The sequence below is a fragment of the Streptomyces sp. NPDC032940 genome (genome assembly GCF_040636935.1).
In the GTDB taxonomy this organism is placed as follows: Bacteria; Actinomycetota; Actinomycetes; order Streptomycetales; family Streptomycetaceae; genus Streptomyces.
Genome location: NZ_JBEZVJ010000005.1, coordinates 64,809 through 91,041, shown reverse-complemented (window position 1 = coordinate 91,041; position 26,233 = coordinate 64,809). Strand labels below are relative to the sequence as shown.

The following is a 26,233-nucleotide window of genomic DNA, read 5'->3' as shown; positions in this document are numbered from 1 at the left end:
GGTTCGCGTACGACAAGGAGGCTGCCCATGTCCGCCGAACCGTCCCTTCCCACCCCGACCCCCTCGACGTACCCCCGCCTCGGCGTCTGGCTCATCGGGGCACGCGGTTCCGTGGCCACGACCGCGATCGCGGGCTGCGCCGCCGTCGCCGCCGGGCTGCACCCGCCGACCGGCATGGTCACCGAGGCTCCCGGCTTCCCCTCGTGCGGACTGCCGCCGCTGGCGTCCCTCGTCTTCGGGGGCCACGACACTGTCGACTGCCCGCTGCCCAAACGCGCCGAGCACCTCGCCGCCGGAGGCGTCCTGCCGCACGGCCTGCCCGCCGCCGTCCACGCCGAACTCGCCGCCGCCGACCGGGAGATACGGCCCGGCGGACCGCTGCCGGGCGACAGCGACGGCGGCCCCGGCCGCACCCAGGACGAGTGGATCGACGTGTTCGCGGCCGACATCCGTGACTTCGTCGACCGCCAGGGCCTCGCCGGAGCCGTCGTGATCAACGTCGCCTCCACCGAGCCGGCCCCCACCGACGGCTCCCTGCCGCCCAGCTCCCTCTACGCCGCGGCCGCCCTGCGCGCCGGCTGCCCCTACGTCAACTTCACCCCCTCCACGGGCCTGCACCACCCCGCGCTGGCCCCGCTCGCCGGGTCCTCCGGCGTGCCCTACGCGGGCCGCGACGGCAAGACCGGCCAGACCCTGCTGCGCTCCGTGCTCGGGCCGATGTTCGCGCAGCGGGCCCTCGCCGTGCGTGCCTGGTCCGGCACCAACCTGCTGGGCGGCGGCGACGGTGCCGCCCTCGCCGACCCCGCGGCGGCCGCGGCCAAGAACGCCGGCAAGGAACGCGTCCTCGCCGACACCCTCGGCGCGGCACCCGAGGGCGAGGTCCACATCGACGACGTCCCCGCGCTGGGGGACTGGAAGACGGCCTGGGACCACGTCGCCTTCGACGGCTTCCTCGGCGCCCGCATGATCCTCCAGACCACCTGGCAGGGCTGCGACTCGGCGCTCGCCGCGCCGCTCGTCCTGGACCTGGCCCGGCTGACCGCCCGCGCCCGGCAGAAGGGCCTGACCGGCCCGCTGGGCGCACTGGGCTTCTACTTCAAGGACCCGGTGGGGGAGGGCCCGTCGTCCCTGGCCGAGCAGTACGCGGAGCTGGTGCGCTTCGCCGAGCGGCTGCGGGACGGGGTGGAGGGCGCGGACGGGGCGGACTGCGCGGACGACCGAGGGGCGCGGCGATGAGCCGCCCGGTCGCCACGGCGCGGGGCGTGTCCGCGCCCGCCGGACCGGTGGGGACCGGCGGCGGTCCGTTCGTCGCCGCGACCGCATCCGAAGAAGCGGCCCCCGGCACCTGCCACCCCGGCACCGGCCGCGCCGACGTCTGGGCGGAACTGCTCCGGCTGCCCGCCCTGTTCACCGTCCCCGGCGACGCCCTGGCCGGCGCCGCCGCGGCCGGCGCGCGCCCCAGGCCCCGCACGCTGCTCGCCATCGGATCCTCCCTGTGCCTGTACGAAGCCGGCATGGCCCTGAACGACTGGGCGGACCGCGTCGAGGACGCCGAGGAGCGCCCGCACCGCCCGATCCCGTCCGGCCGCATCCGCCCGGCCGCCGCCCTCGCCGCCGCCGGTGCCCTCACCGGCGCCGGGCTGGCACTGGCCGCGGGCGCGGGGCGGCCCGCCCTCGCCGTGGCGGCGCCTCTCGCGGCAACCGTCTGGGCCTACGACCTCGCCCTGAAGCACACGCCCGCCGGGCCCGCGGCCATGGCCGCCGCACGCGGGCTGGACCTGCTCCTGGGCGCCGCGGCCACCGGCGGCGGCACCCGCGCCGCGCTGCCCTCCGCGGCGCTGCTGGGCACGCACACCCTCGCGGTCACGGCCGTCTCCCGCCGCGAGACCACCGGCGGTTCGGTCCTGGCCCCACTGGCGGCCCTCGCCACGACGGGCGCGCTGATGCGGCTGATCACCCACCGCCGCACCCGACTCCCGGCAGGCCGGCGGGCAGCAGCCGCCCCCGGCCTGCCGGGCTCCACCCCGGCCCGGCGCCCGACCGGGACCGACGGCGTCCTCACCACCGTCCTCGGTGCCGCCTACGCGGCCGCCGCGGCACGCCCCTACTTCCACGCCGCGCTCAACCCCTCACCCCCGCTCACCCAACGCGCCGTCGGAGGCGGTATCCGCGCCACGGTCCCGCTCCAGGCCGCCCTCGCCGCCCGCTCCGGTGCGACGGTCACGTCCCTCCTGGTCGCCGCCCTCGTCCCGGCCGGCCGGCTGTTCGCGAGGAGGGCCGGCATGAGGAAGGTGAGCGTCACATGAGCCGGACATCGAATCCGGGAACGACCCCGGTGCCGGCCGACGGGAACGCGGGCCCGGACGGGGCCTCTCCGCTCTCCCTCCGCTTCGGCTACGGCACCAACGGGCTCACCGACCTCCGCCTGGACGACGCCCTCGGACTCCTCGCCGACCTCGGCTACGACGGCGTCGGACTGACCCTCGACCACATGCACCTCGACCCCCTCGCCCCCGACCTCGCCGCCCGCACCCGCCGGGTCGCACAGCGGCTGGACGCCCTCGGGCTGGGCGTCACGGTGGAGACGGGCGCCCGCTATGTGCTCGACCCGCGCCGCAAGCACGGTCCGTCCCTGCTCGACCCGGACCCGGAGGGCCGCGCCCGCCGCGCCGACCTCCTCGTGCGGGCCGTCCGGGTCGCCGCCGGCCTCGGAGCGCACGCCGTGCACTGCTTCAGCGGCATCACCCCGCCCGGCACGGACGAGGACACGGCCTGGAAGCGGCTCGCCGAGTCCCTCACCCCGGTCCTGGACGCCGCCGACCAGGCCGGAGTGCCCCTGGCCGTCGAACCCGAACCGGGCCACCTCCTCGCGACCCTCGCCGACTTCCACGTCCTGCGCCGCACCCTCGGCGACCCCGAGAACCTCGGCCTCACCCTGGACCTCGGCCACTGCCAGTGCCTCGAACCCCTCCCGCCCGCCGACTGCGTACGCGAGGCCGCTCCCTGGCTGCGGCACGTGCAGATCGAGGACATGCGCCGCGGCGTCCACGAACACCTCCCGCTCGGAGACGGCGAGATCGACTTCCCGCCCGTCCTCGAGGCCCTCGCCGCCACCGGCTACCAGGGCCTGACCGTCGTCGAACTGCCCCGCCACTCCCATGCGGGGCCCCACTTCGCCGAACACTCCCTCCCGTTCCTCCGCCGGGCCGCGGCAGCGGCGTCCCGCTCCACGAACCACCGGGGCGAGCCCTCCGCCACCCTCTGAAGGGAGCCATCCCATGACCAGATCCCACGCCACCCACCGCACCCGGGACACGGATGGCACCCCCGCCGAGCACGCCGCGCAGGGCACCACCCCCGCCCACCTCGCGCCGGCCGGCCTGCACGCCGTCCTCACCGCCCGGCTCGCCCCGGCCGCCCGCGCCTGGCTCGACCAGGCCCTCGACGAGGCAGCCGCCCACCCCGGCGCCCACGGCCCCATCTCCGTCTGGGAGCTGCGCCTCGCCGAGGCCGGCCGCCGCTGCGGCCCCGCCCACGCCGACGCCGCCCGCGTCCTCATCCTGCACGCGGCCCGCGCCGACGCCGGCGTCCTGTCCCGGGTGTACGCGCAGGGCACCGCCGACGAACGCCGCGCCGTCCTCCAGGCACTGCCCCACCTCGTGCCCGGCCCCGACGCCCTGCCGCTCGTCGAGGACGCCCTGCGCACCAACGACACCCGGCTGGTCGCCGCCGCCCTCGGCCCGTACGCCGCCCGGCACCTGGACGCCCACCAGTGGCGGCATGCCGTGCTGAAGTGCCTGTTCACCGGCGTCCCCGTCGACCAGGTGGCGGACCTGGAGCGGCGGGCCGGCGCGGACACCGAACTCGCCCGCATGCTCGCCGACTACGCCGCCGAACGCACCGCGGCCGGCCGTCCCGTCCCCGACGACCTGCACCGCGTCCTGGCCCTGACCGGGGCCGCGCGCTCCTCGCACGGCACGGCCGACCCCCACGGCAAGGAGTCCTGATGCGCATCTTCGACCCCCACATCCACATGACCTCCCGCACCACCGACGACTACGAGGCCATGCACGCCGCGGGAGTCCGCGCCGTCGTCGAGCCCTCCTTCTGGCTCGGCCAGCCCCGCACCTCTCCCGACTCCTTCCGCGACTACTTCGACGCCCTCCTCGGCTGGGAGCCCTTCCGCGCCGCCCAGTACGGCATCGCCCACCACTGCACGATCGCCCTCAACCCCAAGGAGGCCAACGACCCGCGCTGCCTGCCCGTCCTGGACGAACTGCCCCGCTACCTCGTCAAGGACCGTGTCGTGGCCGTCGGCGAGATCGGCTACGACTCGATGACCCCCGCCGAGGACAAGGCCCTGGCCGCCCAGCTCCAGCTCGCCGCCGACCACAGCCTGCCCGCCCTCGTGCACACCCCGCACCGCGACAAGCTGGCCGGCCTGCGCCGCACCCTCGACGTGGTCCGCGAGTCCGCCCTGCCCACCGACCGGGTCCTGGTCGACCACCTCAACGAGACCACCGTCGCGGAGGCAAAGGACAGCGGTGCCTGGCTCGGCTTCTCCGTCTATCCGGACACCAAGATGGACGAGGCCCGCATGGTCGCCCTCCTGCGCGCCTACGGCCCGGAACGGGTCCTGGTGAACTCCGCCGCCGACTGGGGGAAGAGCGACCCGCTCAAGACCCGCAAGGTCGGCGACCTGATGCTCGCCGAGGGCTTCACCGAGGACGACGTGGACCGGGTGCTGTGGCGCAACCCCGTCGCCTTCTACGGGCTCAGCGGGCGCCTGGAACTCGACGTGACGTCGGTGGACGCCACCCACGAGGGCAACTCCATCCTGCGCGGCGGGGAGTGAGCGATGCGCTTCCGGCACCCCGACGGCACCACCGTCCACCTCGCCTACTGCACCAACGTCCACCCCGCCGAGACCCTCGACGGTGTCCTCGCCCAGCTCCGCGACCACTGCGAACCCGTGCGCAAGCGCCTGGGCCGCGACCGCCTCGGCATCGGCCTGTGGCTCGCCCGCGACGCGGCCCACGCCCTGGTCACCGACCCCTCGGCGCTGCGCGGCCTGCGCACCGAACTCGACCGGCGCGGCCTGGAGGTCGTCACCCTCAACGGCTTCCCCTACCAGGGCTTCGGCGCCGAAGAGGTCAAGTACCGCGTGTACTCTCCCGACTGGGCCGACCCCGAGCGTCTCGACCACACCACCTCCCTCGCCCGCGTCCTCGCCGGCCTGCTGCCCGACGACGTCACCGACGGCACCATCTCCACCCTGCCGCTGGCCTGGCGCACCGCCTACGACGACACCCGCGCCGACAAGGCCCGGAGCGCCCTGGTCACCCTCGCCGAACGCCTCGACGCCCTCGAGGAACTCACCGGCCGCTCCATCCGCATCGGCCTCGAACCCGAGCCCGGCTGCGTCGTGGAGACCACCCGCGACGCCATCGCCCCGCTCACCGCGATCGGCCACGACCGCATCGGCGTCTGCGTCGACACCTGCCACCTCGCCACCTCCTTCGAGGACCCGGGCACCGCCCTGGACGCCCTGACCGCGGCCCGCGTCCCCGTCGTCAAGTCCCAGCTCTCCGCCGCCCTGCACGCCGAACACCCCCGTCTCCCCGAAGTCCGCGAAGCGCTCGCGGCCTTCGCCGAACCCCGCTTCCTGCACCAGACCCGCACCACCGGCACCGCCGACGCCTCCGGGACCGCGCCCCTGCTGGGCACGGACGACCTCGACGAGGCCCTGGCCGACGGCGGCCCGCTGCCCGGCACCGCACCCTGGCGCGCCCACTTCCACGTCCCGCTGCACGCGGCCCCCGCCGCACCCCTCACCTCCACCCTCCCCGTGCTCGAGGCCGCGCTGACCCGGCTCGTCGGCGGCCCGCACCCGCTCACCCGGCACCTGGAGGTCGAGACCTACACCTGGCAGGCCCTCCCGCCCGAGCTGCGCCCCCGTGCCCGAGCCCAGCTCACCGACGGCATCGCCGCCGAGCTCACCCTCGCCCGCGACCTGCTGACCGACCTCGGCCTGAAGGAACTGCCATGACCCGACCCACCGCCTCCGGCGGGCCCACCCCCCTCCTCGTCCTGGACGTCGTCGGCCTCACCCCCCGTCTCCTCGACCACATGCCCCACCTCAAGCAGCTCGGCCAGTCCGGCTCCCGCGCCCCGCTCGGCACCGTCCTGCCCGCCGTCACCTGCGCCGCCCAGTCGACCTTCCTCACCGGCACGATGCCGTCCGAGCACGGCATCGTCGGCAACGGCTGGTACTTCCGCGAACTCGGCGACGTCCTGCTGTGGCGCCAGCACAACGGCCTGGTCGCCGGCGACAAGCTCTGGGACGCCGCGCGCCGCGCCCACCCCGGCTACACCGTCGCCAACATCTGCTGGTGGTACGCCATGGGCGCCGACACCGACATCACCGTCACCCCCCGCCCCGTCTACTACGCCGACGGCCGCAAGGAACCCGACTGCTACACCCGGCCCCCGGCCCTGCACGACGAACTCACCGACAAGCTCGGCACCTTCCCCCTCTTCCACTTCTGGGGACCCGGCGCCGACCTGGTCTCCAGCCAGTGGATCATCGACGCCACCCGGCACATCACGGCCACCCGCCACCCCGATCTCACCCTCTGCTACCTCCCTCACCTCGACTACGACCTCCAGCGCTTCGGCCCCGACGACCCGCGCTCCCTCAAGGCCGCCGCCGACCTGGACGCGGCCCTCGCCCCGCTCCTCGACGACGCTCGCGCCGAGGGCCGCACCGTGGTCGCGCTGTCCGAGTACGGCATCACCCGTGTGAACCGGCCCGTGGACATCAACCGCGCCCTGCGCCGCGCCGGACTGCTCGAGGTGCACACGCAGGACGACATGGAGTACCTGGACCCGATGGCCTCCCGCGCCTTCGCGGTCGCCGACCACCAGATCGCCCACGTGTACGTCCGCCGCCCCGAGGACCTCGACGCCACCCGAGCCGCCCTCGACGGCCTTCCCGGCATCGAGCAACTCCTCGACGACGAGGGCAAGAAGACCCATCACCTCGACCATCCCCGAGCCGGCGAACTCGTCGCCGTCGCGGAGCCGGACGCCTGGTTCACGTACTACTACTGGCTCGACGACGACCGCGCGCCCGACTTCGCGCAGCTCGTCGAGATCCACCGCAAACCCGGCTACGACCCGGTCGAGCTGTTCATGGACCCGCTCGACCCCTACGTCAAGGTCAAGGCCGCGACGGCCGTGGCCCGCAAGAAGCTCGGCATGCGCTACCGCATGGCGGTCGTGCCCCTGGACGCCTCACCTATTCGCGGCAGCCACGGCCGCCTCCCCGCGAGCGACGACGACGGTCCGCTCCTCATCTGCTCCACCCCCCGCGCTGTCGGAGACCGCGTAGCGGCCACCGATGTCAAACAACTCCTGCTCCGGCTCGCCGGACTCGGCTGACGCACCGACCGGTCACGCCCGAATCCCCGGCTACTGAGAGTGAAACACACGACACTGACAACGGCCCGCCCGAGCCGCATCAGGGCAGGCCACGAGCGAGAAGGCAGGCACCCGTGACCCTGTATCCCGACTCCTCCCGCACCGAGGCCGGCGCCGACCGCACCGCATCCGCCGGCCCGGACGAGGCGCTGCGCCGCAGCCTCGGCGTCGGCCGTCGCCGCTTCCTCAGCACCTGCACCGCCGTCGCCGCCGGAGCCGTCGCAGCGCCCGTGTTCGGCGCGTCCCCCGCCTTCGCCGGGGACCACGGCAGAGGCCACGGGCACGACCACGGACACGGCGGCGGGCAGGTCCTCGTCCCCGCCGACAAGCGCGGCATCATCCTCTACACCGTCCGCGACGCCACCGCCCGCGACCCCCTCGCCAGCGACCTGCCCTCCGGCTTCCGCGAGGTGTTCAAGCAGCTCGCCCGGCACGGCTACCGCCAGGTCGAGTTCGCCGGATACGGCCAGCACCCCAACGCCCCCGGCGGAGCCAGCCTGGAGTCCGTGGCAGGTGCCAAGCTGCTGCGCTCCTGGCTCGACGAGTACGGCCTGCGCGCCCAGGGCAACCACGGCTTCATCCCGCCCTCCTGGCCGCTGACCACGGCGGACCTGGACACCTTCAAGAAGCACCTGGAGATCGCCAACATCCTCGGCATGGACCACATGGGCACCGGCGGCGACCCCACCGGAAGCTCGTACCGCGCCGACTGGGACGTGGCCGCCGACAAGTGGAACGCGCTCGGCGCGATCGCCCGCCGCGAGGGCATCAAGCTCTACACCCACAACCACGACAGCGCCTACGGCTTCCTGCTCGACGGCGGCCCGCTGGACGACCAGGGCCGCCCGACCCGCAGCTCCGGCATCCGGAAGCTGGAGTACTTCCTCAAGATCACCGACCCGAAGGCGGTCTGGCTGGAGATGGACATCTTCTGGGCGCACGTCGCCCAGTACAAGTTCCACACGTACACCGCGCACGACGGCTCCACCCGGAAGAACGTCTTCGACCCGGCCGGTCTCGTCGTCCGCAACAACAAGCGTTACCCGCTGTTCCACGCCAAGGACGGGGTCGTCAGCACCACCAACGGCATGGGCTACGACATGGTCCCCTTCGGCACCGGCGTCATCGACTACACGACGTTCTTCTCCCGGGTCGGGCAGCGGAACTACCACAACCCGATGATCGAGGACGACAACTCCCCGAGCGCCACCGACCCCGCGCAGTCGCTGCGCGAGGCCAAGATCAGCTATGACAACCTGGCGGCCCTGCGCAAGCGCCGCCGCTGACGAGGGACACGGACCGGGCGGCCCCTTCCGCATCCCGCGGGAGGGGCCGCCCGGTCCGTGCGACCCGGAACGCGCCGGCTCAGCCCTCGCCGAGCGGCCGAGGGCTGGGCGTGACACGCCTGCCCTTCGTGCGTCCCCGCGGGTGCAGGAACAGCGCCACGATCCCGGCGAAGACCGAGATGCTGCCCGCCGGACTGAACGCTCCGCGCGCCCGTCCTTGAGGTCCTCCAGGTGCATCGCGATGCACTCGGTGTGCGGGTCCTCGCCGAACCAGGTCAGCAGGTCGTCCTCGTCCAGGTCCGACTTGTCGCCGAGGCCCACGATCGCCGACCCCAGGCGCCGACGACCACGGAACCCATGCCCGCGCCCAGACCGGAGACGAGCTTGGAGCTGTAGACCATCCCGTAGTTGGTGGCGTTGTTGTTCTCGCCGAAGTGGTCAGCCGTCAGGGCCGCGACGTACCGCGGGCGGAGGTCACCGACTCGCCCGCGAAGGCCCGCGAGATCGCCCGCCGGCTCGGCGGACGCGTCGTCGTCAAGGCACAGGCGAAGACAGGCGGGCGGGGCAAGGCCGGTGGAGTGCGGCTCGCCGCAGACCCGGCCGCGGCCGAGGCGGTGGTACGCCGGATCCTCGGCATGGACATCAAGGGCCACTCCGTCCGCACCGTCATGCTCGCCGGACCCGTCGGCATCGACCGGGAGTTCTCCGTCTCCTACGTCCTCGACCGCACGGCCGGCGCCTTCCTCGCCACCGCCTCCGCCGAGGGCGGCACGGAGATCGAGGAGGTCGCGGCCGAGCGCCCCGAGGCGGTGGCGCGCATCCCCGTCGACCCCGCCGAGGGCGTCACCACCGCCAGTGCGGCCGAGATCGCGCGGGCCGCCGGGCTGCCCCCGCAGACCGTCGACGTCCTCCTCCGCCTCCGGCAGGTCCTGGTCCGCGAGGACGCCCTGCTCGTCGAGGTCAACCCAATGCCCGGCCAGGACACGTCGGCCTACGTGCAACCGGTCACGCTCCTCGACCCGCCGCCGTCCTCGCCGCTGCACCACGCGGAACCCTTCGGACCGGTCGACCCCATCGTCCTGGTCGACACCGAGGCCGAGCTGCTCGCCGCGATGAACGCCTCCAACGGCGCCCTGGTCGCCACGCTGTCCACGGACGACCGGGCCACCTTCGACAGGCTGGCGCCGCAGATACGTGCCTTCAAGACCGGCCACGGCGTCCCGCGCTCGCGCGGCGACCGCGACGAGCTGTTCGGCGGACACGGCGCCTCGTGGCGCGGGGCCTTCGTCGGCGGCGAGCTGCTGGTGCGCACGGTGACCCGGGGGCCGGCGGGGGAGCGGCTGCCCGGCAACTTCCCGGACCACCACCTGATGCCGTAGCGACCGGTGGGTGCCGTGGGTGACCAGCGGGTCACCCACGGTGCGACCCGGGACGGCATCGCCCCCGTGAGGCCCCTCGGCGCCGCCCGGGCGGACGAAAACGCAGGTGAAAGGCGCTCCGAAACCTTGGTATGGTTGTCCATGTCGCCGCGGGGAACACCCCGCGCAGCGGCAGACACCTTGTCCGGGTGGCGGAATGGCAGACGCGCTAGCTTGAGGTGCTAGTGCCCTTTATCGGGCGTGGGGGTTCAAGTCCCCCCTCGGACACTTCGCTCCACGAGGGCCCCGACACGGTCGGGGCCCTCGTTGCGTTCCGGGATCCTGATCGCCCGAGGGGTTCGTCCCCGCCCCCGCTCCGACCGGGAAGGCCGCAGGACGGCGGCCCCCCTGACGGACGACCTGACCTACGCGGCTGCTCCCTCCAGCACCGTGGTCCCGGTGATCGGCGGCCGGCCGTAGAGGGTGAGGATCTCGTTGGCGAGGGCGATGGTCCGCAACGGGTTGTCCCGCTGTCGGTGGGCGTCGATGCCGGCGGCGAGAAGACCGGTGGGCACGGCCCCCGCGTCGAGCAGGACACGCCACTCCGCGGGCGGGAGCTCCAGATACTCGAGGCGGGTGAGCCGGGAGATCTCACGCGGATCGGCGAGCGTACCCGGATACGCACTCAGGGTCCGCAGGCGCGGCAGACCGAAGACGGGGGCGAGGCTGAGGGGCTCCTTCTCCCACACCCCGATGCTGAGGACCTCGAGGCCGGCGTGGGCGGCGGCCTCGATGCTGGGCAGGGAGGCACGGTTGACGTGGGCGACCAACGGGGGCCGTTCGACCCGCGCGACCCGACGGCCGTCGAAGTGACGGTGGACGACCATGTCGGTGAGGGAGTCGGCGACCAGCCCGGCACCGATGTTCCCCTCGTGACCGATGATGATCACCTGGCCGACGTGCCCGTCCGGTCCCGGTGTGAGGTCGACGGCGATACGGTCGCCGCCGCCGTTGTCACCGAAGACGATCCAGCCAGGCGAGCCGACGAGCTGCTGCACCGCGTCCTCGGGACCCGTCTCGACCGCACACATGGCGCCGAACTGCCACAGCACCCTGCGGGACGCCGCGTCGGCGACGTACACCTCGCCGAGGTCGAACAGGTCGCAGCCGATGGTGTCGTACGGGTCCCGGAAGTCGTCCCAGTCCTCGTACCGGCCGCGGACAACCTCGTACAGGGCCCTCAGCTCGGGCGGCAACGGCACGCCCAGGCGCTCCTCCGCCGCTGCGAGCTCCTCCTCCGAGGCGCCCACCGCGTCCGGGAGCCGTTCACGGAGGGTGCGCCGCAGCAGGTCCACGTCCGCGGAAGCGGCCGGCACCGCGCCGGGCACCGGGTGGGGCAGGCGGCGCAGCGGCTCGGGCAGCGCCCCGTCCGCGAGGAGGAGCGTGCCCGGGTGCGCGGTGGCGATCCCCGGCTCGGTGGAGGAGCTCGGCTCGATCAGGTGCAGCCGGACGCCACCGGGCGTGGAGGAGGCCTCGACGACGAAGGAGACACCACCGCTCCCGTCCTCCTGGAGCGCCTCGACGATCAGGCCCACGGCGTCGAACTGCTCCTGGTTGTCCGAGACCAGTGAGGCACGCCCGGGCTGCGGCGGCCGGTGCGGCAGGGGGACACTCCACCCACCGGGACTGATCTGCCCCGCCACGTGCCCGCCGGGCGCGGAGAGCGTGTCCGCGTGCGCGGCGTGCAAGAGGCGCAGCAGGGGCTGCCAGGTGGCGACGTCATGGAGCGAGGGCACGGAAAAGACCTCCTGAGGGTGTGTCCGCCGATTGTGGATCATGGAGTGGCGCAGACGCCACGGATCACAGCAGGACGAGCAGCCTGGTGCCCGGGACCAGTTTCCTGTTGACCGAGGTCGACTGGACGAACACGGTGTAGGCCTCGTTGCTCCCCGGCGCCACCGTGACCTCGGTCGACGGCAGGCCCAGGAGCTGCCGGGCGGCGGGACCGGTGAACACCTTCCCGGTGGTGCGGCCGGTGGCCGGGTCCTTCTCCGCCACGGCGATCTGCTTGTTGGCCTGGACCTTCTCGCGCTTGGACAGCTCGTAGAAGGCGCAGCCCGTCTTGTACGGATGCCCGGCGCCGGTGACGAAGTCGCGGATCGACGTGCGCTGGTCCACCGGTATGAGCACGTACTTGCCGGCGTCCAGAGCCTGGAGGTTCGACCTCACGTCCGCCGCGCTCAGGTCCTGGCCCATCGCGAAGAGGTTCCGGGTGCCGCGCACGCCCTGCTCGCGGTCGCGCAGGAACCTCGTGGCGGCCGTCTTCACGGCGCCGATCGCCTCCTCGACGCCCTGGTCCGAGTCGGCGTCCCAGATCGAGATGTTGCCCGTCGGGAAGCCGTACTGCTGAGCGGTGCGCTTGGCGAGGGAGTTCGGCACCATGATGGCCGACGTCCAGTGATCGGGCAGGGCGTTCATCTTGTCGGTGATCCGGCCCCGCCACTCTTCCAGGACGTCACGCCCGTCGGGCATGAGGTCGTGCCGAGCACCCGTCCTGTCGGCGCCGGAGGCGTTCTCCTCACCGTCGGTGACGACGACCTGGAGGAAGCTGTGCTCGCCGTACTCCTCCCAAATGTGGCCGAGGTCGTCGAGAGCCTTCACCGACGCCTGGATCAGCGCCGTCGCGCCGTTCTCCACGGTGTACAGGCCCCGCATGGACGGCAGGTGTTTGACGTCCATGTCCCACACCAGGTTCTCGACCAGGTGGTCGAAGGCGTAGAGACTGATCCGGGTCTCGTGGCCGAGCCGGTCGGACTCCTCCTTCAAGCCCTTCACGAACTCGTCCACCACACGCACGAGTTGCTCCGAGTGGCCCCGCATCGAACCGGACTTGTCGATGACGAGAGCGACATGATTCACGAAGTGCTTCTTCAGCCGGTCCTTCACCGTGGCGCTCATCGAGTCCATCCCTTTCCCCCTCGGCCGTCGGGGGAGCTCCCCAACGCCCTTTTCCGCAGGCGGACGTGTCCACCCGAGGCGTGAACGCCCGGATGGATCCTGGTCCGTCCAGATGATGGTTCCACCTTAGGGAGGGGGACTGACAACGGCGCTGAGCTGCGGGTTCGCGTGCACGGCAGGTGCGGTGGGTGACGCCGATCCCCGGGCTCGGCGGGGCGCCGGCCGGCGTCGAGGACGACGTGCTGGTACTCCCGGGTGAGTAACCGCGCGGTGCCGCTGAACCGTGCGGCGGCCCGGGAGGCCCCGCCCGCTCCCTCCCGCCCGCGTCCCGCGCCGACGCGGACGGTGCCCGCACGCGCGCCGGTCCGCGGAAATTCCGTGGCCCCGCCCGCGCACCCCTCCCTACACTCACCAACCGGCAAGCACACGCGGTCCCGTCGGGGCCGCGCATCCGGGACCAGTGAGGGGAGACCGCCGTGCGTGACCACACCGCCGTCGTCGCTCCCCCTTCCCGGTACACGGTGATCCTGGTGTCCCGGACCGTCCGGTGCCCGCTGCGCGGCCGGTACCGGATGCCCGTGACGTCCGCCTGAACCACGCTCCGCCGCATCCCGACGGCCCCCTGTGAGGCGGCTGGCGGAACGCGACGCTCGCTCGGCGCCCGTCCGGGGAATCGCGCTGCCCGTTTAGGACCACCCATCCGAAAGGCCACGCGGCCATGCGCAGCACTTCCCTCACCACCGTCCGCAACCTCGGCATCCTCGCCCACGTCGACGCGGGCAAGACCACCGTCACCGAGCGGATCCTCTACACCACCGGCACCACCTACAAGCGCGGCGAGGTCCACGACGGCACCACCGTCACCGACTTCGACCCCCAGGAGCGCGACCGCGGCATCACCATCTTCGCCGCCGCCGTCAGCTGCTCCTGGGACGGCCACCGGATCAACCTGATCGACACCCCGGGCCACGTCGACTTCGCCGACGAGGTCGAGCGGTCGCTGCGCGTGCTGGACGGCGCGGTCGCCGTGTTCGACGCGGTGGCGGGCGTCGAGCCGCAGAGCGAGTCGGTGTGGCGGCAGGCCGACCGGCACGGTGTGCCGCGGATCGCGTTCGTCAACAAGATGGACCGGGCCGGCGCCGACCTCGACGCGGCCGTCGCCTCCGTCCGCGAACGGCTGCACCCCGCCCCGCTCGTCGTGCAGCTGCCGATCGGCGCGGAGGGCGGCTTCACCGGCGTCGTCGACCTGCTGCGCATGCGTGCGCTGGTGTGGGCGGACGGCGCTGAGGCGCCGGAGGAGCGACCGGTGCCGGACGCCCTGCGCGAGGAGGCGGCGCGCAGGCGGCGGGTGCTGGAGGAGGCGGTCGCCGAACGCCATCCGGCCGCGCTGGAGGAGTTCTGCGACCGGGAGACGCTGACCGCCGGGACCCTCGCCGCGGCGCTGCGCGACCTGACCCGCGCCGGTGACGCCGTGGTGGTGCTGTGCGGCTCGGCCTACCGCAACCGCGGCATCGAGCCGCTGCTGGACGCCGTGGTGGCCTACCTGCCGTCCCCGTCCGACGTACCGCCGGTGCGCGGCACGCACGACGGCACTGAGCAGGAACGGGCCGCCGACCCGGACGCACCGCTGGCCGCGCTGGCGTTCAAGGTCAACGCGACCCCGACGGGACGGCTGACGTATCTGCGGGTGTACTCGGGCACGATCGAGAAGGGAGACACCGTGTGGGAGGCGGGCACGTGTCGCACCGAGCGGATCGGCCGCATCCTGCGGGTGCGGGCCGACCGGCACGACCCGCTGGAGCGGGCGGTCGCCGGGGACATCGTCGCCGTGACCGGACTGAAGTCCGCCCGCGCCGGCTCCACCCTGTGCGCGCCGGGCGCCCCGCTCGTCCTGGAACCCCCGGGCGTGGCCGAACCGGTCGTGCACGTCGCCGTGGAGGCCCGCCGGTCCGCCGACACCGACCGGCTGGCCACCGCCCTCGCCCGGCTCACCGAGGAGGACCCCTCGCTGGCGGTGCGGACGGACCCGGAGACCGGGCAGACCGTGCTGTCCGGCATGGGCGAACTGCACCTGGAGGTCGCGGCGGAGCGGGTCCGGCGCGAGCACGGCGTCGAGGTCGCCGTGGGCCGCCCCGGTGTGGCGTACCGCGAGACGGTCGGCGAGGGCGTGACCGGCTTCGTCTTCCGGCACGTCAAACAGGACGGCGGCGCCGGGCAGTTCGCGCACGTCGTGCTGGACGTCGAACCGTGGGACGAGGGCGGGTTCGTGTTCCGCTCGGCGGTCGTCGGCGGGCGCGTGCCGCAGGAGTTCGTCCGGGCCGTCGAGGCCGGCTGCCGGGACGCCCTGGCCGAGGGACCCCTCGGCGGGCACCCGGTGACCGGTCTGCGGGTCACGCTCACCGACGGCCAGACCCATGTGAAGGACTCCTCGGACACGGCCTTCCGCACCGCCGGCCGGCTGGGCCTGCGCGACGCCCTGCGGGCCTCGGCGATGGTCCTCCTCGAGCCGGTCGTGGAGGTGACGGTCACCGTGCCCGAGGACGCGGTCGGCGGGGTGCTCGGCGATCTCGCCGCGCGCCGCGGCCGGGTCACCGGGTCCGTCACGCGGGGCGGCGCGGCGGTCGTCACGGCCGGCGTGCCGCTGGCCGAGCTGTTCGGCTACGCGACCCGGCTGCGCAGCCGCACCCAGGGCCGGGGCACCTTCACCGCCCGGCCCACCGGCTACGCGCCGGCACCCGCGACGGCAGCGCGGGCCGTGCGGTAGGCGTGCCGGCGGTGCGGTAGACCTGCCGGGGTACCCCCGTCCCCCCGGACGGGGGTACCCCGGTGCTCCGCCCTCGGGGGTAGTACCTCGGTACCTGCGCCCTCAGGGGTACTGGACCACCTTCGACGGCACGGTGTCCGTCCCCGACGTGGGCGAACCCGTGTCGTTGATGACGCACTCGTACTGCCCGTTGCCGCCCAGCGACACCACCAGCAGCCCGTGGAAGCGCACCCCGGGCCGGTTCGGCGCCGCGAAGCCGTGGTGCTGCACGATGGACGGGTTCACGTTGTAGTAGCAGTAACTGCCCAGTCCCCAGCCCTCGTGCTCGGTGACGCCGTCGGCGACCTTGTAGGCGGCGTAGCCCTTGACCGAGCCGTTCTGGATCGCGGCCTGGTCGGGAGCGTCGTACGCCTTCTCGTTCTGGAAGAAGATCGTGCGGCCCCGCTGGCCGTTCCACTGCACGTCGTACTTGTTGAAGTGCTCCACGAACAGGCCGGTGATCAGCACGTCGTCGCCGTTGACGACGACGCCGTAGTCGGCGCGGTTGGTCTCCCAGCCGACGCCGTCGCCGTGGTCGGCGCGCCACACCCAGGTGTGGTCGACGATGGTGTGCCGGCTGTTGATCACCATGCTGGTGGTGGCCTTGCCGGGGCCCGCGCCGCCGATCCGCACGAACACGTCCTGGACGGTGGTCGGGTTGGCCGAGTGGTCCTGCGACGCGCCCTGCGGGCCGACCTCCAGCAGTGTCGCCGAGTTGACCGGGCCGGCGTCGATCAGGAGACCGGCCAGCCGCACGCCGTCGACGTCGGCGACCTTGAGGGCGGTGACGCCGTTGTCGGGGATCAGCGTGGCGTAACCGAGGCCCAGCACCACCGTGCCGGCGCGGTTCACGGTGACGGCTTGGTCGACGTGGTAGATGCCCGGCGTCAGCAGCAGGTGGAGGCCCTCCGCCAGGGCCTGGTTGAGGGTGGCGGCCGAGACCCCCGGCTGGGCGACGTAGAACTGCGACAGCGGCAGCGAGGTGCCGCGCGGGGTGCCGTTGCCCCACGAGACGCCGCGGGCGCCGGTCCGCTTCTCCGGCAGGAACACCCGGTACTCGTCGCCCTCCAGATACAGGAACGGCTTCTCCCGGGAGACGGGCGTGGTGTCGAGGGTGGTGTACGGCGGTTCCGGGAAGCTCTGCGCGGGGGCACCCTCCACGCCGGAGAACACCATGTTCCACACGGCGTTGAGCCAGCCGCCGACCGAGCTGTCCCGGGTGTACCACTGCTGCTGCGAGTACGGCCCGACCTGGCCGTCGATGCGGCTGTCGGCGATGTAGCCGCCGCTGGCCCAGCCGTAGCCGTCGGGGGCCAGGTTGAGGCCGCCGCGGACGTGCATGCGCCGGAAGGGCGCCGCCTGCGAGACCGCCCAGCGGTTGGTGCCGTTGACGGGGACGAGGGCGAGGTTCTCCGCCGAACGCCAGAAGTTCTGGGTGGCGTTGCCGTTGAACCAGCCGGCGTCGACCGTGACGTCGCCGTTGATGGTCGTGTCGTCGGGGGAGAGGCCGAGGCCCGCGACGGACGTGTAGAAGCCGAGCTGGGCGTTGAGGCCGTGGTAGGTGCCCGGCTTGAACAGCAGGGCGTAGCGGCCGGTGCCGAACTGGGCCGACTCCTGCTGCCGGAAGATCTCGTCCAGCCGGCCCTGGATGTTCGGTGTGGACGGGTCGAAGACGATGACGTTCGGTCCGAGGTCGCCGCCGCCGGGGAGGGCGCGGGGGCCGCGCCGGGAGCCGGCGGAGGCGGACGCGCCGCCGGTGGCGGCGGACGCGGCGGCGGGCAGCGCGGCCAGCGCGGGGACCGCGGCGGCCGCTCCGAGAAGGGCACGGCGGCGCATGCCGGAGGGCTCGGACGCGGCGGGTGACGTGGGGGAAGAGGGCATGGGGGGCGGCTCTCCTTGTTCGGGAAGTGAACGTGGTGGGGGTGTTGGGAGCGCTCTCTGGGTGTGCATGTTTCATCCATGTGCACAACGCGTCAAGACTTGCGGCCAGTTCTGTGGCGTCACGTTCAACTAGTGCGGGCAGCCGAACCGTTGATCCTTCTGCCGCTCCCCTTGACACCCTCCCGGCGCGCCCCAACACTCCCACTCGGGAGAGCGCTCTCCGAGATTCCCCACCGACCTTCCCCAGGAGGTCTCCATGCCACGGAGATCGAAAGTTCTGTCCGGCACCCTCGTCGCGAGCGCGTTACTGCTGACCTCGATCGGCGTCGGCACGCTCGCCGCCGCCGCGGACACCCCGGCCCCGGCCGCCGCGCACGTCCACACGGCCGGCACCGGTCACACCATGACCGTCTCGACCGCGTCCTCGCCCGAGGACCCGGACGGCGACGGCTACATCCCCGCGAACCCGCCGGTCACCGGCGTCACCCCGTCCACGAAGGAGCCGCCGCACCGCTACTTCCACGAGTTCCAGGCCAACTGCGCGGTCACCCACACCGCGCCCGACGACCCGATCGTCTACCCCCAGCAGCCCGGCAAGTCGCACGACCACACCTTCATGGGCAACACCACCACCGACGCGAACAGCACGACGGCCTCGCTCGACGCGGGCACCACCACGTGCCTCGCCCCCGGCGACCGCTCCGGGTACTGGATGCCGACCATGTTCAACGGTGACCAGCCCGTGCTGCCGGTGGGCGTGCAGACCATCTACTACAAGGCCGGCGTCACCGACTACACCAGCGTGCGGCCCTTCCCCAAGGGCCTCAGGTACGTCGTCGGCAGCCCCATGCAGAGCGCCCAGGAGTTCCGCGACCACCCCGGCTTCGTCGAGGGCTGGGAGTGCGGCGACAGCTTCTTCAACGTCGCCTTCCCCACGGACTGCCCGTCCCGTCCGGACGTCCAGGTCAACATCCGTTTCCAGGCGCCCAGTTGCTGGGACGGCACCCACCTGGACACACCGGACCACAAGAGCCACATGGCGTATCCGGTGGTCAACCCCGGCACCAACAACAACGTCTGCCCGGCCAGTCATCCGGTCGCCCTGCCGATGATCGAGTTCAAGATGGCCTTCCCGGTCAACGGCGACCTCTCCCGGCTGAGGCTGGCCAGCGGTGCCAGTCACTCGTTCCACTACGACTTCTTCAACGCCTGGGACGAGCCCACCCTCGAGGCCATGGTCGACCACTGCATCGTCGGCGGCCTCCAGTGCAACGCGCGCGGCTACGACGAGACCCACCCCGAGGCCGGCGCCGCCCTGAACGAGCACTACGAACTGCCCTGACCCGCTTCCCCCACCCGGCCGCCTCCCGGACGACGAGACGGCCGCACCGAACGGGCGGGCCCGGCCGTCCACGCCCCGCCACGGCCGGGCCGTCCACGCCCCGCCACGACCCGGCCGTCCACGCCCCACCACGGCCGGGCCGCCCCTCACCCCGTACCCCGGAGACCCCACATGAGCCGACCGCGTACCCCCGGCACGAGCCGACCGCACACCCCCGCACGCAGACTCACCACCTCCCTGACCGCCGCCCTCCTCACCGTCGGCGCCCTCACCGCCCTGCCCGCCACCCAGGCGCACGCAGCCGGCAGCGTCGTCAAGGTCACCGGCGGCCAGGGGAACTGGCAGCTGACCGTGGACGGCAGCCCCTACCAGATCAAGGGCCTGACCTGGGGCCCCTCCGCCGCCGACGCCGGCCGGTACATGCCCGACCTGAAGTCCATGGGCGTCAACACCATCCGCACCTGGGGCACCGACGCCAGCAGCAAGCCCCTGTTCGACTCCGCCGCCGCCCACGGCGTCAAGGTCATCGCCGGCTTCTGGCTCCAGCCCGGCGGCGGACCGGGCAGCGGCGGCTGCGTGAACTACCTGACCGACAGCGGGTACAAGGAGCAGATGCTCGCCGAGTTCCCCCGGTGGGTGCAGGAGTACAAGGACCACCCCGGCGTCCTCATGTGGAACGTCGGCAACGAGTCGGTGCTCGGCCTGCAGAACTGCTACAGCGGCGACGAACTGGAACGCCAGCGCGACGCCTACACGGCCTTCGTCAACGACGTCGCCAAGAGGATCCACGCCGTCGACCCGAATCACCCGGTCACCTCCACCGACGCCTGGGTGGGCGCCTGGCCCTACTACAAGAAGAACGCCCCCGACCTCGACCTGTACGCCGTCAACTCCTACAACGCGGTCTGCGACGTCCGGTCCGCCTGGGAACAGGGCGGCTACACCAAGCCGTACATCGTCACCGAGTCCGGTCCGGCCGGCGAGTGGGAGGTCCCCGACGACGCCAACGGCGTCCCCGCGGAGCCCTCCGACCGGGCCAAGGCCGACGGCTACACGAAGGCCTGGGACTGCATCACCGGGCACCGCGGTGTCGCCCTGGGCGCGACCCTGTTCCACTACGGCACCGAGTACGACTTCGGCGGCATCTGGTTCAACCTGCTGCCCGCCGGCCAGAAGCGGCTGTCCTACTACGCCGTGAAGCGGGCCTACGGCGGCGACACCTCGCGCGACAACACCCCGCCCGTCTTCGCCGGCTTCGGCGTCGAGGGCGACGCCGGCAAGGTCGGGGCGGGCAAGGACCTGGTGCTCACGGCCCGCGCCACCGACCCGGACGGCGACACCGTCACCTACGAGGTGCTGTCCAACAGCAACTACATCGACCAGGGCAAGCAGCTGAACCCGCTGCCCTTCACCGACCTCGGCGGCGGACGCCTGAAGATCACCGCGCCCGACCGGCCCGGCGTGTGGAAGCTGTACGTCAAGGCCACCGACGGCAAGGGCAACGTCGGCGTGGAGACGCTCTCGGCACGGGTCGTGCCGCCCGCCGTGGACGGCACGAACGTCGCCCTCGGCAGGCCGGCCGCCGCCTCCTCGTACCAGGCGAGCTACGGCGACTGCCCCTGCACGGCCGCCAACGCGGTGGACGGCGACCCCGCCACCCGCTGGGCCAGTGACTGGAGCGATCCGCAATGGGTGCGGGTGGACCTCGGCACGCGCACCGCGTTCCGGCACGTGCAGCTGCACTGGGAGTCCTCCTACGCCAGGGCCTACACGATCCAGACCTCCGACGACGGGACGAACTGGCAGACCGTGCACACCGTGACCGACGGCAACGGCGGCGTCGACGACCTCGACGTGACCGGCAACGGCCGCTACGTCCGCGTCAACGGCACCGCACGCGGCACCGGTTACGGCTACTCGCTGTACGAGTTCGGCGTCTACAACTGACGCCCGGACACAGGAGACGGCGAACAGGGGAGGGGACCCGGGTGGGGACGAGCGAGGACGACATCGACCGGCTGCTGGGAAAGCTGACCCCGCGCGCCCGCGCGCTGCTGCTCAGCGGCGCCACGACCTGGCGCACCCGTGCCGAACCGGGCGTGGGGCTGCGCGAGCTGGTGATGTCCGACGGCCCGGCCGGCGTACGCGGCCAGTCGTGGGACGAACGCATCACCTCGGTGCTGCTGCCCTGCGCGACCGCGCTCGCCGCCACCTGGGACGAGGAACTCGTCGAGGCCCTCGGCGGCCTGCTCGCCGCCGAGGCGCGGCGCAAGGGCGTGCACGTCCTGCTCGCCCCCACCCTCAACCTGCACCGCAGCCCCCTGGGCGGCCGGCACTTCGAGTGCTTCTCGGAGGACCCCGAGCTGACCGGCCGCATCGGCGCCGCCTTCATCCGCGGCGTCCAGGCCCAGGGCGTGGCCGCGACCGCCAAGCACTACGTGGCCAACGACTCCGAGACCGACCGGCTCACCGTCGACGTACGCGTCGGCGAACGGGCCCTCAGAGAGGTCTACCTGGCGCCCTTCGAGGCCGCGGTCGCCGCCGGGGTCGGGCTGGTCATGGCCGGTTACAACGCGGTCGACGGAACCACCATGACCGCGAACCCCCTGCTCGCCGATCCGCTGAAGAGCGAATGGGGCTTCGACGGTGTCGTCGTCTCCGACTGGGGCGCGGTACGCGAGACCGTGGCCACCGCGCGCGCCGCGCTGGACCTCGCCATGCCCGGCCCCGACGGCCCCTGGGGCGAGGCCCTGGCCCGCGCGGTCGCCGACGGCAGCGTGCCGGAGGCCGCCGTCGACGACAAGGCGCGGCGCCTGCTGCGGCTCGCCGCCCGCTGCGGCGCCCTCGGCGAGGAACGGCCGTCCGCCCCCGCCCCGTTCCCCGCCCGCCGCGCCCGCTCCCTGGCCCGGCGGGCGGTAGCCGCCGGCGCGGTCCTGCTCGCCAACCGGGACGTCCTCCCGCTCGACGCCGATCACCTCGGCACCGTCGCCGTGATCGGCGCGCACGCCGCCCGCACCCGCACCCAGGGCGGCGGCAGCGCAGGCGTCTTCCCGCAGGACGAGGTGTCCGTCCTGGACGGCGTCCGCGCCGCACTACGAGGCCGGGCCCGCGTCGTCCACGTCCCCGGCCCCCGCCCCGACGGACCGCCGCCCCCGCTCGACGCCGCCGCATGCACCGACCCGCGTTCCGACCGCCCCGGCGTCCTGCTGCGCGTCCTGGACGCTACCGGCGCCGAGCTGTACGCACAGCGGCGCGGCGGGGGACGCCTGCTCGAACCACGGCTGGTGCCCGGCGCGCACACCGTCGAGATCAGCGCCCGGCTGCGCCCCCGCACCGCGGGGCGCTGGAACCTGGGCGTGGCCGGTTTCGGCCGGATGAGCCTCACCCTGGACGGCAGGGTCCTGCTGGACGGCGACTTCCCGCCGGCCACCGACGACCCCGCGGTGATCCACGTCGACCCGCCCGCCCAGTACGCCGGCGCCGAACTCGCCGTCGGCCAGGACGCCCTGCTGGTCGCCCGCCGTGAACTGGCCCCCGGCACCGGCCGGGCCACCGTCGTCAGCGCCGCGCCCCCGGCGCCGGACACCGCCTCCGCCCTGGCCGAGGCGGCCCGCGCGGCCCGTTCCGCGGACGCGGCGATCGTGGTCGTCGGCACCACCGAGCACGGCGAGTCGGAGGGCTACGACCGTACGGACCTGGCGCTCGGCCACACCCAGGACGCGCTGGTCCGGGCCGTCGCCGCCGCCAACCCCCGCTCGGTCGCCGTGGTCAACAGCGGCGGGCCGGTCGAGATGCCCTGGCGGGACGCGGCGGGCGCGGTGCTGCTCGCCTGGTTCCCCGGCCAGGAGGGCGGCGGCGGGCTCGCGGACGTGCTCTTCGGACGCGCCGAGCCGGGCGGACGGCTGCCCACCACCTGGCCGGCCGCCCTCGCCGACGCCCCGGTCACCCGCACCCGCCCGTCCGGCGGACGCCTCTCCTACGACGAGGGCCTGCACGTCGGCCACCGCGGGTGGCTGCGCGAACGCCGCACGCCCGCCTACTGGTTCGGGCACGGGCTCGGCTACACCACCTGGGCGTACGAGGAGTTGACCGTGCCCCCGGTGACGCGGGCCGGGGACGACCTGACGGTCCGGGTGCGGGTGCGCAACACCGGGAGCAGGGAGGGCCGGGAGGTCGTCCAGGTCTACCTCGCCCGTCCGGCGGCCGTCGTCGACCACCCCGAGCGATGGCTCGCCGGGTACGCGACGGTACGCGCCCGGCCGGGGGAGACGGTGACGGCACGGATCCGGGTCCCGGCGCGGGCGCTGCGGCACTGGTCGGTGACGGACCGCGCCTGGCGCACGGAGGAGGGCCGCTGCCGGGTCCTCGTCGGACGATCGGCGGGCGACCTGCCCCTGACCGGGGAGACGGAGGTGGTCGCGCCGGGGTGAGGACCCCGAGGGCGGCGTCGTGGGGACGGAAGGGGTCGTCCGGGGGTGAGGACCCCGAGGGCGGCGTCGTGGGGACGGAAGGGGTCGTCCGGGGGTGAGCACCCCGAGGGTGCCGCCGTGGTGACGGGAGAGCGCTCTACCAGGGCTTCGTCCCGCCGGTTAGGGTGCGGGCATGAGCAGACAGGCCCCGACCCTCGAGGACGTGGCCCGGGAGGCCGGCGTCTCCCGGGCCACCGTGTCGCGGGTGGTCAACGGCGTGCGCAATGTGGACCCCGCCATCCAGGACCTGGTCCGCCGCGCCATCGAACGCACCGGATACGCCCCCAACCAGGCGGCACGGCAACTGGTCACCCGGCGCACGACGACCGTGGCCCTGGTGGTCTCCGGCGCCGGGGACGCCTCGGACACCGGGCAGAACGCCTTCGCCACCCGGGTCTTCGCCGACCCGTTCTTCGGCCGGGTCGTCGGCGGCGTGGTCGGGCATCTGCGGCCCCGCTCGATGCACCCGGTGCTGATGTTCGCCGAGACGCCCGACGCCCGGCGGGAGGTCGTCCGGTACCTCCGGCAGGGCGGCGCGGACGGTGCGCTCGTCGTGTCCACACACCCCGACGACCCGCTGCCCGCACTGCTCGCCGACGCCCGGCTGCCGGCGGTGCTGTTCGCCCGGCCCGGACGCCCGGTGCCGCTCAGCCACGTCGACCTGGCCCACCGCGACGGCGGGCGGCTCGCGGCCGAGCACCTGCTGGCCCGGGGCTGCCGCCGGATCGCCACCGTCACCGGGCCGCTGGCCGTCGCGGCGAGCCGGGAGCGGCTGGCAGGCTTCCGCGACACCCTCGCCCGGCACGGGCACCCGCACCTGCCGGTGGCCGAGGGCGGCTTCACCGTCGACAGCGGCATGGCGGCGATGAGCGACCTGCTCGGTGAACACCCGGATCTGGACGGGGTGTTCACGGCCAACGACCTGATGGCGCAGGGCGCCGTCCAGGTGCTGCGCGACCACGGGCGCCGGGTGCCCGAGGACGTCGCGGTCGTCGGCTTCGACGACTCCAGCGTGGCCGTCACCTGCCGGCCCCGGCTGACCACCGTCCGCCAGCCGGTGGAGGAGATGGCGGCCACGATGGCCCGCCTGCTCGGCGAACACATCAACGGCACGCGCAGTGAGCCGACGTCGGTCGTCTTCGAACCGGAGCTGGTGGTCCGCGACTCGGCGTAGCGCCGCGGGCTCGCCGGGGTCTCCAGGGGGCAGGGGCTCGGGCGCTACGACGCTGGCGCGCCGCGCGGCCCACGCCTTCCCGGCATCGCCCTGCCGCCCTTCCGCCCGGTCACGAGACGCCCGTCCGGTCCTCCGGCCGCTCCTCCCGCCCCGCGCGCTGCCCGGCCCCCGCCAGCCTCCCCCCGAGCGCCGTCCGCCACGCCGGAGCCGGCGCGGGGGAGCCGGCCGGGGCCCGGTGGCCGCCGCGGGCGAAGAACGCGGCCAGCGGCAGGACGGCGGCGCCCACGGTCACCGCGTCCGGGCCCAGCCGGCCGAGGGCGATCCCGACCCGCCCCGCGGGATGGCGCAGCGCGTGGGCGTGCGCGTGGGCCCGCACCGACTCCAGGAAGCGCGGGCCGAGCCGGAGCCCGGCCCAGCCGCCGACGAGGATGCGTTCGGGCTGGAAGAGGTTGATGAGGTCGGACAGGCCCGCCCCGAGGTACTCGGCCGTCTCGGCGAGCACCCGGGCCGCCACCGGGTCGCCTTCCCCTCCGTCCGGGGGCTGGGCGGCGCGCAGCAGGTCGGTGAGGGCGGCCTCCTCGTCGTCCGTGCCGGACGTCGGCCGCCCGCCCGCCTCCCGCCAGCGGGCCAGCAGCGCCTCGGCACCGGCGTACGCCTCCAGGCAGCCCCGGGCCCCGCACCGGCACCGCCGGCCCCGCACCCGTACCGTCAGGTGTCCCCACTCCACGGCGCGTCCGTGCTCGACCTCGTCGGTGACGACGCACGCGCCGACGCCGGAGCCGAACAGCACCACGACCGCGTTGTGCGCCCCGCGTCCGCCGCCGAACCACATCTCGGCCTGGCCCAGGGTCTTGGCGCCGTTGTCGATGAACAGCGGCACGTGCGCGGGCAGTCGCCCCGAGCCCCGCAGCAGCCGCTCCAGCGGCACGGCGTCCCAGCCGATGGTCTGGCCGTGCACGAGGGTGCCGTCGTCGGTGTGCTCGACGATCCCGGGCACGCCGACGCCGACGCCGAGCAGACCACCGGACCCGCCGCCGTCGCCGGACGCGCGCAGCACCTCCTCGATGCCGTCGAGGATGTGACCGGCGACGACCGCGACGTCGTAGGACCGGGTGCCGTGCCCGGACAACGGGCGTTCGGCGCCTGCCAGTTCGGACATCGACAGGTCGAACAGCTCGACCCGCACCCGGGTCTCGCCCACGTCGACCCCGATGAGCCGGCCGTGCCCGGCCGTGACCCGCAGCAGGGTGCGCGGCCGGCCGCCGTCGGCGCCGAGGCTGCCGGCCTCCTCCACCACGCCCTCGGCGAGCAGTTCGGCGACGACGTTGCTGACCGAGCCCGAACTCAGCCCGGCCGCCGAACCCAGCGCGACCCGGCTCATCGGACCGTCGAAATACAACCGTTGTAGAACTGCGGTGCGATTCTCCCGCCGCAGGTCACGGACCGTTCGTCCGCTCGTCCTGGCCATCCGGCGCCCTCC

General features: G+C 73.8%; 18 protein-coding genes, 1 tRNA gene and 1 pseudogene. 15 read left to right on the top strand and 5 right to left on the bottom strand.

The window, feature by feature from the left end:
• Window positions 1-27: 27 nt before the first annotated feature.
• The 8 genes from AB0E77_RS09005 (at window position 28) to AB0E77_RS08970 (ending at window position 8,768) form a co-directional block, all read left to right on the top strand.
• Entirely contained in the window at window positions 28-1,236 is a 1,209-nt protein-coding gene (locus AB0E77_RS09005; protein ID WP_361567690.1) for an inositol-3-phosphate synthase, read from the top strand.
• On the top strand, window positions 1,233-2,306 hold the full coding sequence (locus tag AB0E77_RS09000; RefSeq protein WP_361567688.1) for an SCO3242 family prenyltransferase: 1,074 nt from the start codon (window positions 1,233-1,235) through the stop codon (window positions 2,304-2,306). The genes AB0E77_RS09005 and AB0E77_RS09000 overlap by 4 nt, the downstream gene beginning before the upstream one ends.
• Complete coding sequence (locus tag AB0E77_RS08995) at window positions 2,303-3,265, top strand: sugar phosphate isomerase/epimerase family protein (RefSeq protein WP_361567685.1); 963 nt, start codon at window positions 2,303-2,305, stop codon at window positions 3,263-3,265. The genes AB0E77_RS09000 and AB0E77_RS08995 overlap by 4 nt, the downstream gene beginning before the upstream one ends.
• Before the next feature lie 13 nt (window positions 3,266-3,278).
• A complete protein-coding gene (locus tag AB0E77_RS08990) occupies window positions 3,279-4,007 on the top strand; it encodes an EboA domain-containing protein (RefSeq protein WP_361567683.1) in 729 nt (242 codons plus the stop codon).
• The gene (locus AB0E77_RS08985; RefSeq protein ID WP_361567680.1) at window positions 4,007-4,855 is read left to right on the top strand and encodes a TatD family hydrolase; all 849 of its coding nucleotides are present in this window, start codon (window positions 4,007-4,009) and stop codon (window positions 4,853-4,855) included. Before AB0E77_RS08990 ends, AB0E77_RS08985 begins: the two co-directional genes overlap by 1 nt.
• Window positions 4,856-4,858: 3 nt before the next feature.
• Complete coding sequence (gene eboE, locus AB0E77_RS08980) at window positions 4,859-6,049, top strand: metabolite traffic protein EboE (RefSeq protein WP_361567677.1); 1,191 nt, start codon at window positions 4,859-4,861, stop codon at window positions 6,047-6,049.
• Window positions 6,046-7,443 carry a nucleotide pyrophosphatase/phosphodiesterase family protein gene (locus tag AB0E77_RS08975; RefSeq protein ID WP_361567675.1) on the top strand — a complete coding sequence of 466 codons (1,398 nt, stop codon included), beginning with the start codon at window positions 6,046-6,048 and terminating at the stop codon, window positions 7,441-7,443. The genes eboE and AB0E77_RS08975 overlap by 4 nt, the downstream gene beginning before the upstream one ends.
• A gap of 113 nt (window positions 7,444-7,556) precedes the next feature.
• On the top strand, window positions 7,557-8,768 hold the full coding sequence (locus AB0E77_RS08970; RefSeq protein ID WP_361567672.1) for a sugar phosphate isomerase/epimerase family protein: 1,212 nt from the start codon (window positions 7,557-7,559) through the stop codon (window positions 8,766-8,768).
• Window positions 8,769-8,972: 204 nt separating this feature from the next.
• Here AB0E77_RS08970 and AB0E77_RS08965 read toward each other — a convergent pair.
• Window positions 8,973-9,107 (bottom strand): annotated as a pseudogene (locus AB0E77_RS08965) (hypothetical protein); the annotation flags it as partial.
• Between the two features lie 95 nt (window positions 9,108-9,202).
• Between AB0E77_RS08965 and AB0E77_RS08960 the strand changes: the two are divergent.
• Together AB0E77_RS08960 and AB0E77_RS08955 are read left to right on the top strand one after the other, a co-directional pair.
• Window positions 9,203-10,147 (top strand): aldehyde dehydrogenase family protein, encoded by a 945-nt coding sequence (locus AB0E77_RS08960; RefSeq protein ID WP_361567670.1) that lies wholly within the window; start codon window positions 9,203-9,205, stop codon window positions 10,145-10,147.
• Window positions 10,148-10,329: 182 nt separating this feature from the next.
• Window positions 10,330-10,414 (top strand) — tRNA-Leu (locus AB0E77_RS08955).
• A gap of 137 nt (window positions 10,415-10,551) precedes the next feature.
• Here the strand turns inward: AB0E77_RS08955 and AB0E77_RS08950 are convergent.
• Entirely contained in the window at window positions 10,552-11,922 is a 1,371-nt protein-coding gene (locus tag AB0E77_RS08950; RefSeq protein ID WP_361567668.1) for an SMI1/KNR4 family protein, read from the bottom strand.
• A gap of 64 nt (window positions 11,923-11,986) precedes the next feature.
• The gene (locus AB0E77_RS08945) at window positions 11,987-13,084 is read right to left on the bottom strand and encodes a vWA domain-containing protein (RefSeq protein ID WP_361567666.1); all 1,098 of its coding nucleotides are present in this window, start codon (window positions 13,082-13,084) and stop codon (window positions 11,987-11,989) included.
• 718 nt (window positions 13,085-13,802) lie between these two features.
• Here AB0E77_RS08945 and fusA point away from each other — a divergent pair.
• A complete protein-coding gene (gene fusA, locus AB0E77_RS08940) occupies window positions 13,803-15,848 on the top strand; it encodes an elongation factor G (RefSeq protein ID WP_361567663.1) in 2,046 nt (681 codons plus the stop codon).
• 102 nt (window positions 15,849-15,950) lie between these two features.
• Here the strand turns inward: fusA and AB0E77_RS08935 are convergent, their stop codons facing one another.
• Window positions 15,951-17,768 (bottom strand): coagulation factor 5/8 type domain-containing protein, encoded by a 1,818-nt coding sequence (locus AB0E77_RS08935; RefSeq protein WP_361567661.1) that lies wholly within the window; start codon window positions 17,766-17,768, stop codon window positions 15,951-15,953.
• Between the two features lie 256 nt (window positions 17,769-18,024).
• On the opposite strand from AB0E77_RS08935, the gene AB0E77_RS08930 reads away from it, so the two are divergent.
• The 4 genes from AB0E77_RS08930 to AB0E77_RS08915 all read left to right on the top strand — a co-directional run bounded on the left by AB0E77_RS08930 (window position 18,025) and on the right by AB0E77_RS08915 (window position 24,753).
• Entirely contained in the window at window positions 18,025-19,110 is a 1,086-nt protein-coding gene (locus AB0E77_RS08930) for a DUF1996 domain-containing protein (protein WP_361567658.1), read from the top strand.
• 171 nt (window positions 19,111-19,281) lie between these two features.
• A complete protein-coding gene (locus tag AB0E77_RS08925) occupies window positions 19,282-21,057 on the top strand; it encodes a discoidin domain-containing protein (protein ID WP_361567655.1) in 1,776 nt (591 codons plus the stop codon).
• A 41-nt stretch (window positions 21,058-21,098) separates the two neighbouring features.
• A complete protein-coding gene (locus tag AB0E77_RS08920; RefSeq protein ID WP_361567653.1) occupies window positions 21,099-23,540 on the top strand; it encodes a glycoside hydrolase family 3 C-terminal domain-containing protein in 2,442 nt (813 codons plus the stop codon).
• A gap of 172 nt (window positions 23,541-23,712) precedes the next feature.
• Entirely contained in the window at window positions 23,713-24,753 is a 1,041-nt protein-coding gene (locus AB0E77_RS08915) for a LacI family DNA-binding transcriptional regulator (RefSeq protein ID WP_361567651.1), read from the top strand.
• A 109-nt stretch (window positions 24,754-24,862) separates the two neighbouring features.
• Here the strand turns inward: AB0E77_RS08915 and AB0E77_RS08910 are convergent, their stop codons facing one another.
• Window positions 24,863-26,221 carry an ROK family protein gene (locus AB0E77_RS08910; protein WP_361567649.1) on the bottom strand — a complete coding sequence of 453 codons (1,359 nt, stop codon included), beginning with the start codon at window positions 26,219-26,221 and terminating at the stop codon, window positions 24,863-24,865.
• Between the last annotated feature and the right edge of the window lie 12 nt (window positions 26,222-26,233).

What these genes read in the sequence shown, in the direction of transcription:
- fusA (WP_361567663.1), top strand. Translation starts at nt 13,803, where the DNA reads ATGCGCAGCACTTCCCTCACCACCGTCCGCAACCTCGGCATCCTCGCC.
- eboE (WP_361567677.1), top strand. Translation starts at nt 4,859, where the DNA reads ATGCGCTTCCGGCACCCCGACGGCACCACCGTCCACCTCGCCTACTGC.
- AB0E77_RS08985 (WP_361567680.1), top strand. Translation starts at nt 4,007, where the DNA reads ATGCGCATCTTCGACCCCCACATCCACATGACCTCCCGCACCACCGAC.
- AB0E77_RS09005 (WP_361567690.1), top strand. Translation starts at nt 28, where the DNA reads ATGTCCGCCGAACCGTCCCTTCCCACCCCGACCCCCTCGACGTACCCC.
- AB0E77_RS08930 (WP_361567658.1), top strand. Translation starts at nt 18,025, where the DNA reads ATGCCACGGAGATCGAAAGTTCTGTCCGGCACCCTCGTCGCGAGCGCG.
- AB0E77_RS08915 (WP_361567651.1), top strand. Translation starts at nt 23,713, where the DNA reads ATGAGCAGACAGGCCCCGACCCTCGAGGACGTGGCCCGGGAGGCCGGC.
- AB0E77_RS08995 (WP_361567685.1), top strand. Translation starts at nt 2,303, where the DNA reads ATGAGCCGGACATCGAATCCGGGAACGACCCCGGTGCCGGCCGACGGG.
- AB0E77_RS08925 (WP_361567655.1), top strand. Translation starts at nt 19,282, where the DNA reads ATGAGCCGACCGCGTACCCCCGGCACGAGCCGACCGCACACCCCCGCA.
- AB0E77_RS09000 (WP_361567688.1), top strand. Translation starts at nt 1,233, where the DNA reads ATGAGCCGCCCGGTCGCCACGGCGCGGGGCGTGTCCGCGCCCGCCGGA.
- AB0E77_RS08975 (WP_361567675.1), top strand. Translation starts at nt 6,046, where the DNA reads ATGACCCGACCCACCGCCTCCGGCGGGCCCACCCCCCTCCTCGTCCTG.
- AB0E77_RS08990 (WP_361567683.1), top strand. Translation starts at nt 3,279, where the DNA reads ATGACCAGATCCCACGCCACCCACCGCACCCGGGACACGGATGGCACC.
- AB0E77_RS08910 (WP_361567649.1), bottom strand. Translation starts at nt 26,221, where the DNA reads ATGGCCAGGACGAGCGGACGAACGGTCCGTGACCTGCGGCGGGAGAAT.
- AB0E77_RS08935 (WP_361567661.1), bottom strand. Translation starts at nt 17,768, where the DNA reads ATGCCCTCTTCCCCCACGTCACCCGCCGCGTCCGAGCCCTCCGGCATG.
- AB0E77_RS08945 (WP_361567666.1), bottom strand. Translation starts at nt 13,084, where the DNA reads ATGAGCGCCACGGTGAAGGACCGGCTGAAGAAGCACTTCGTGAATCAT.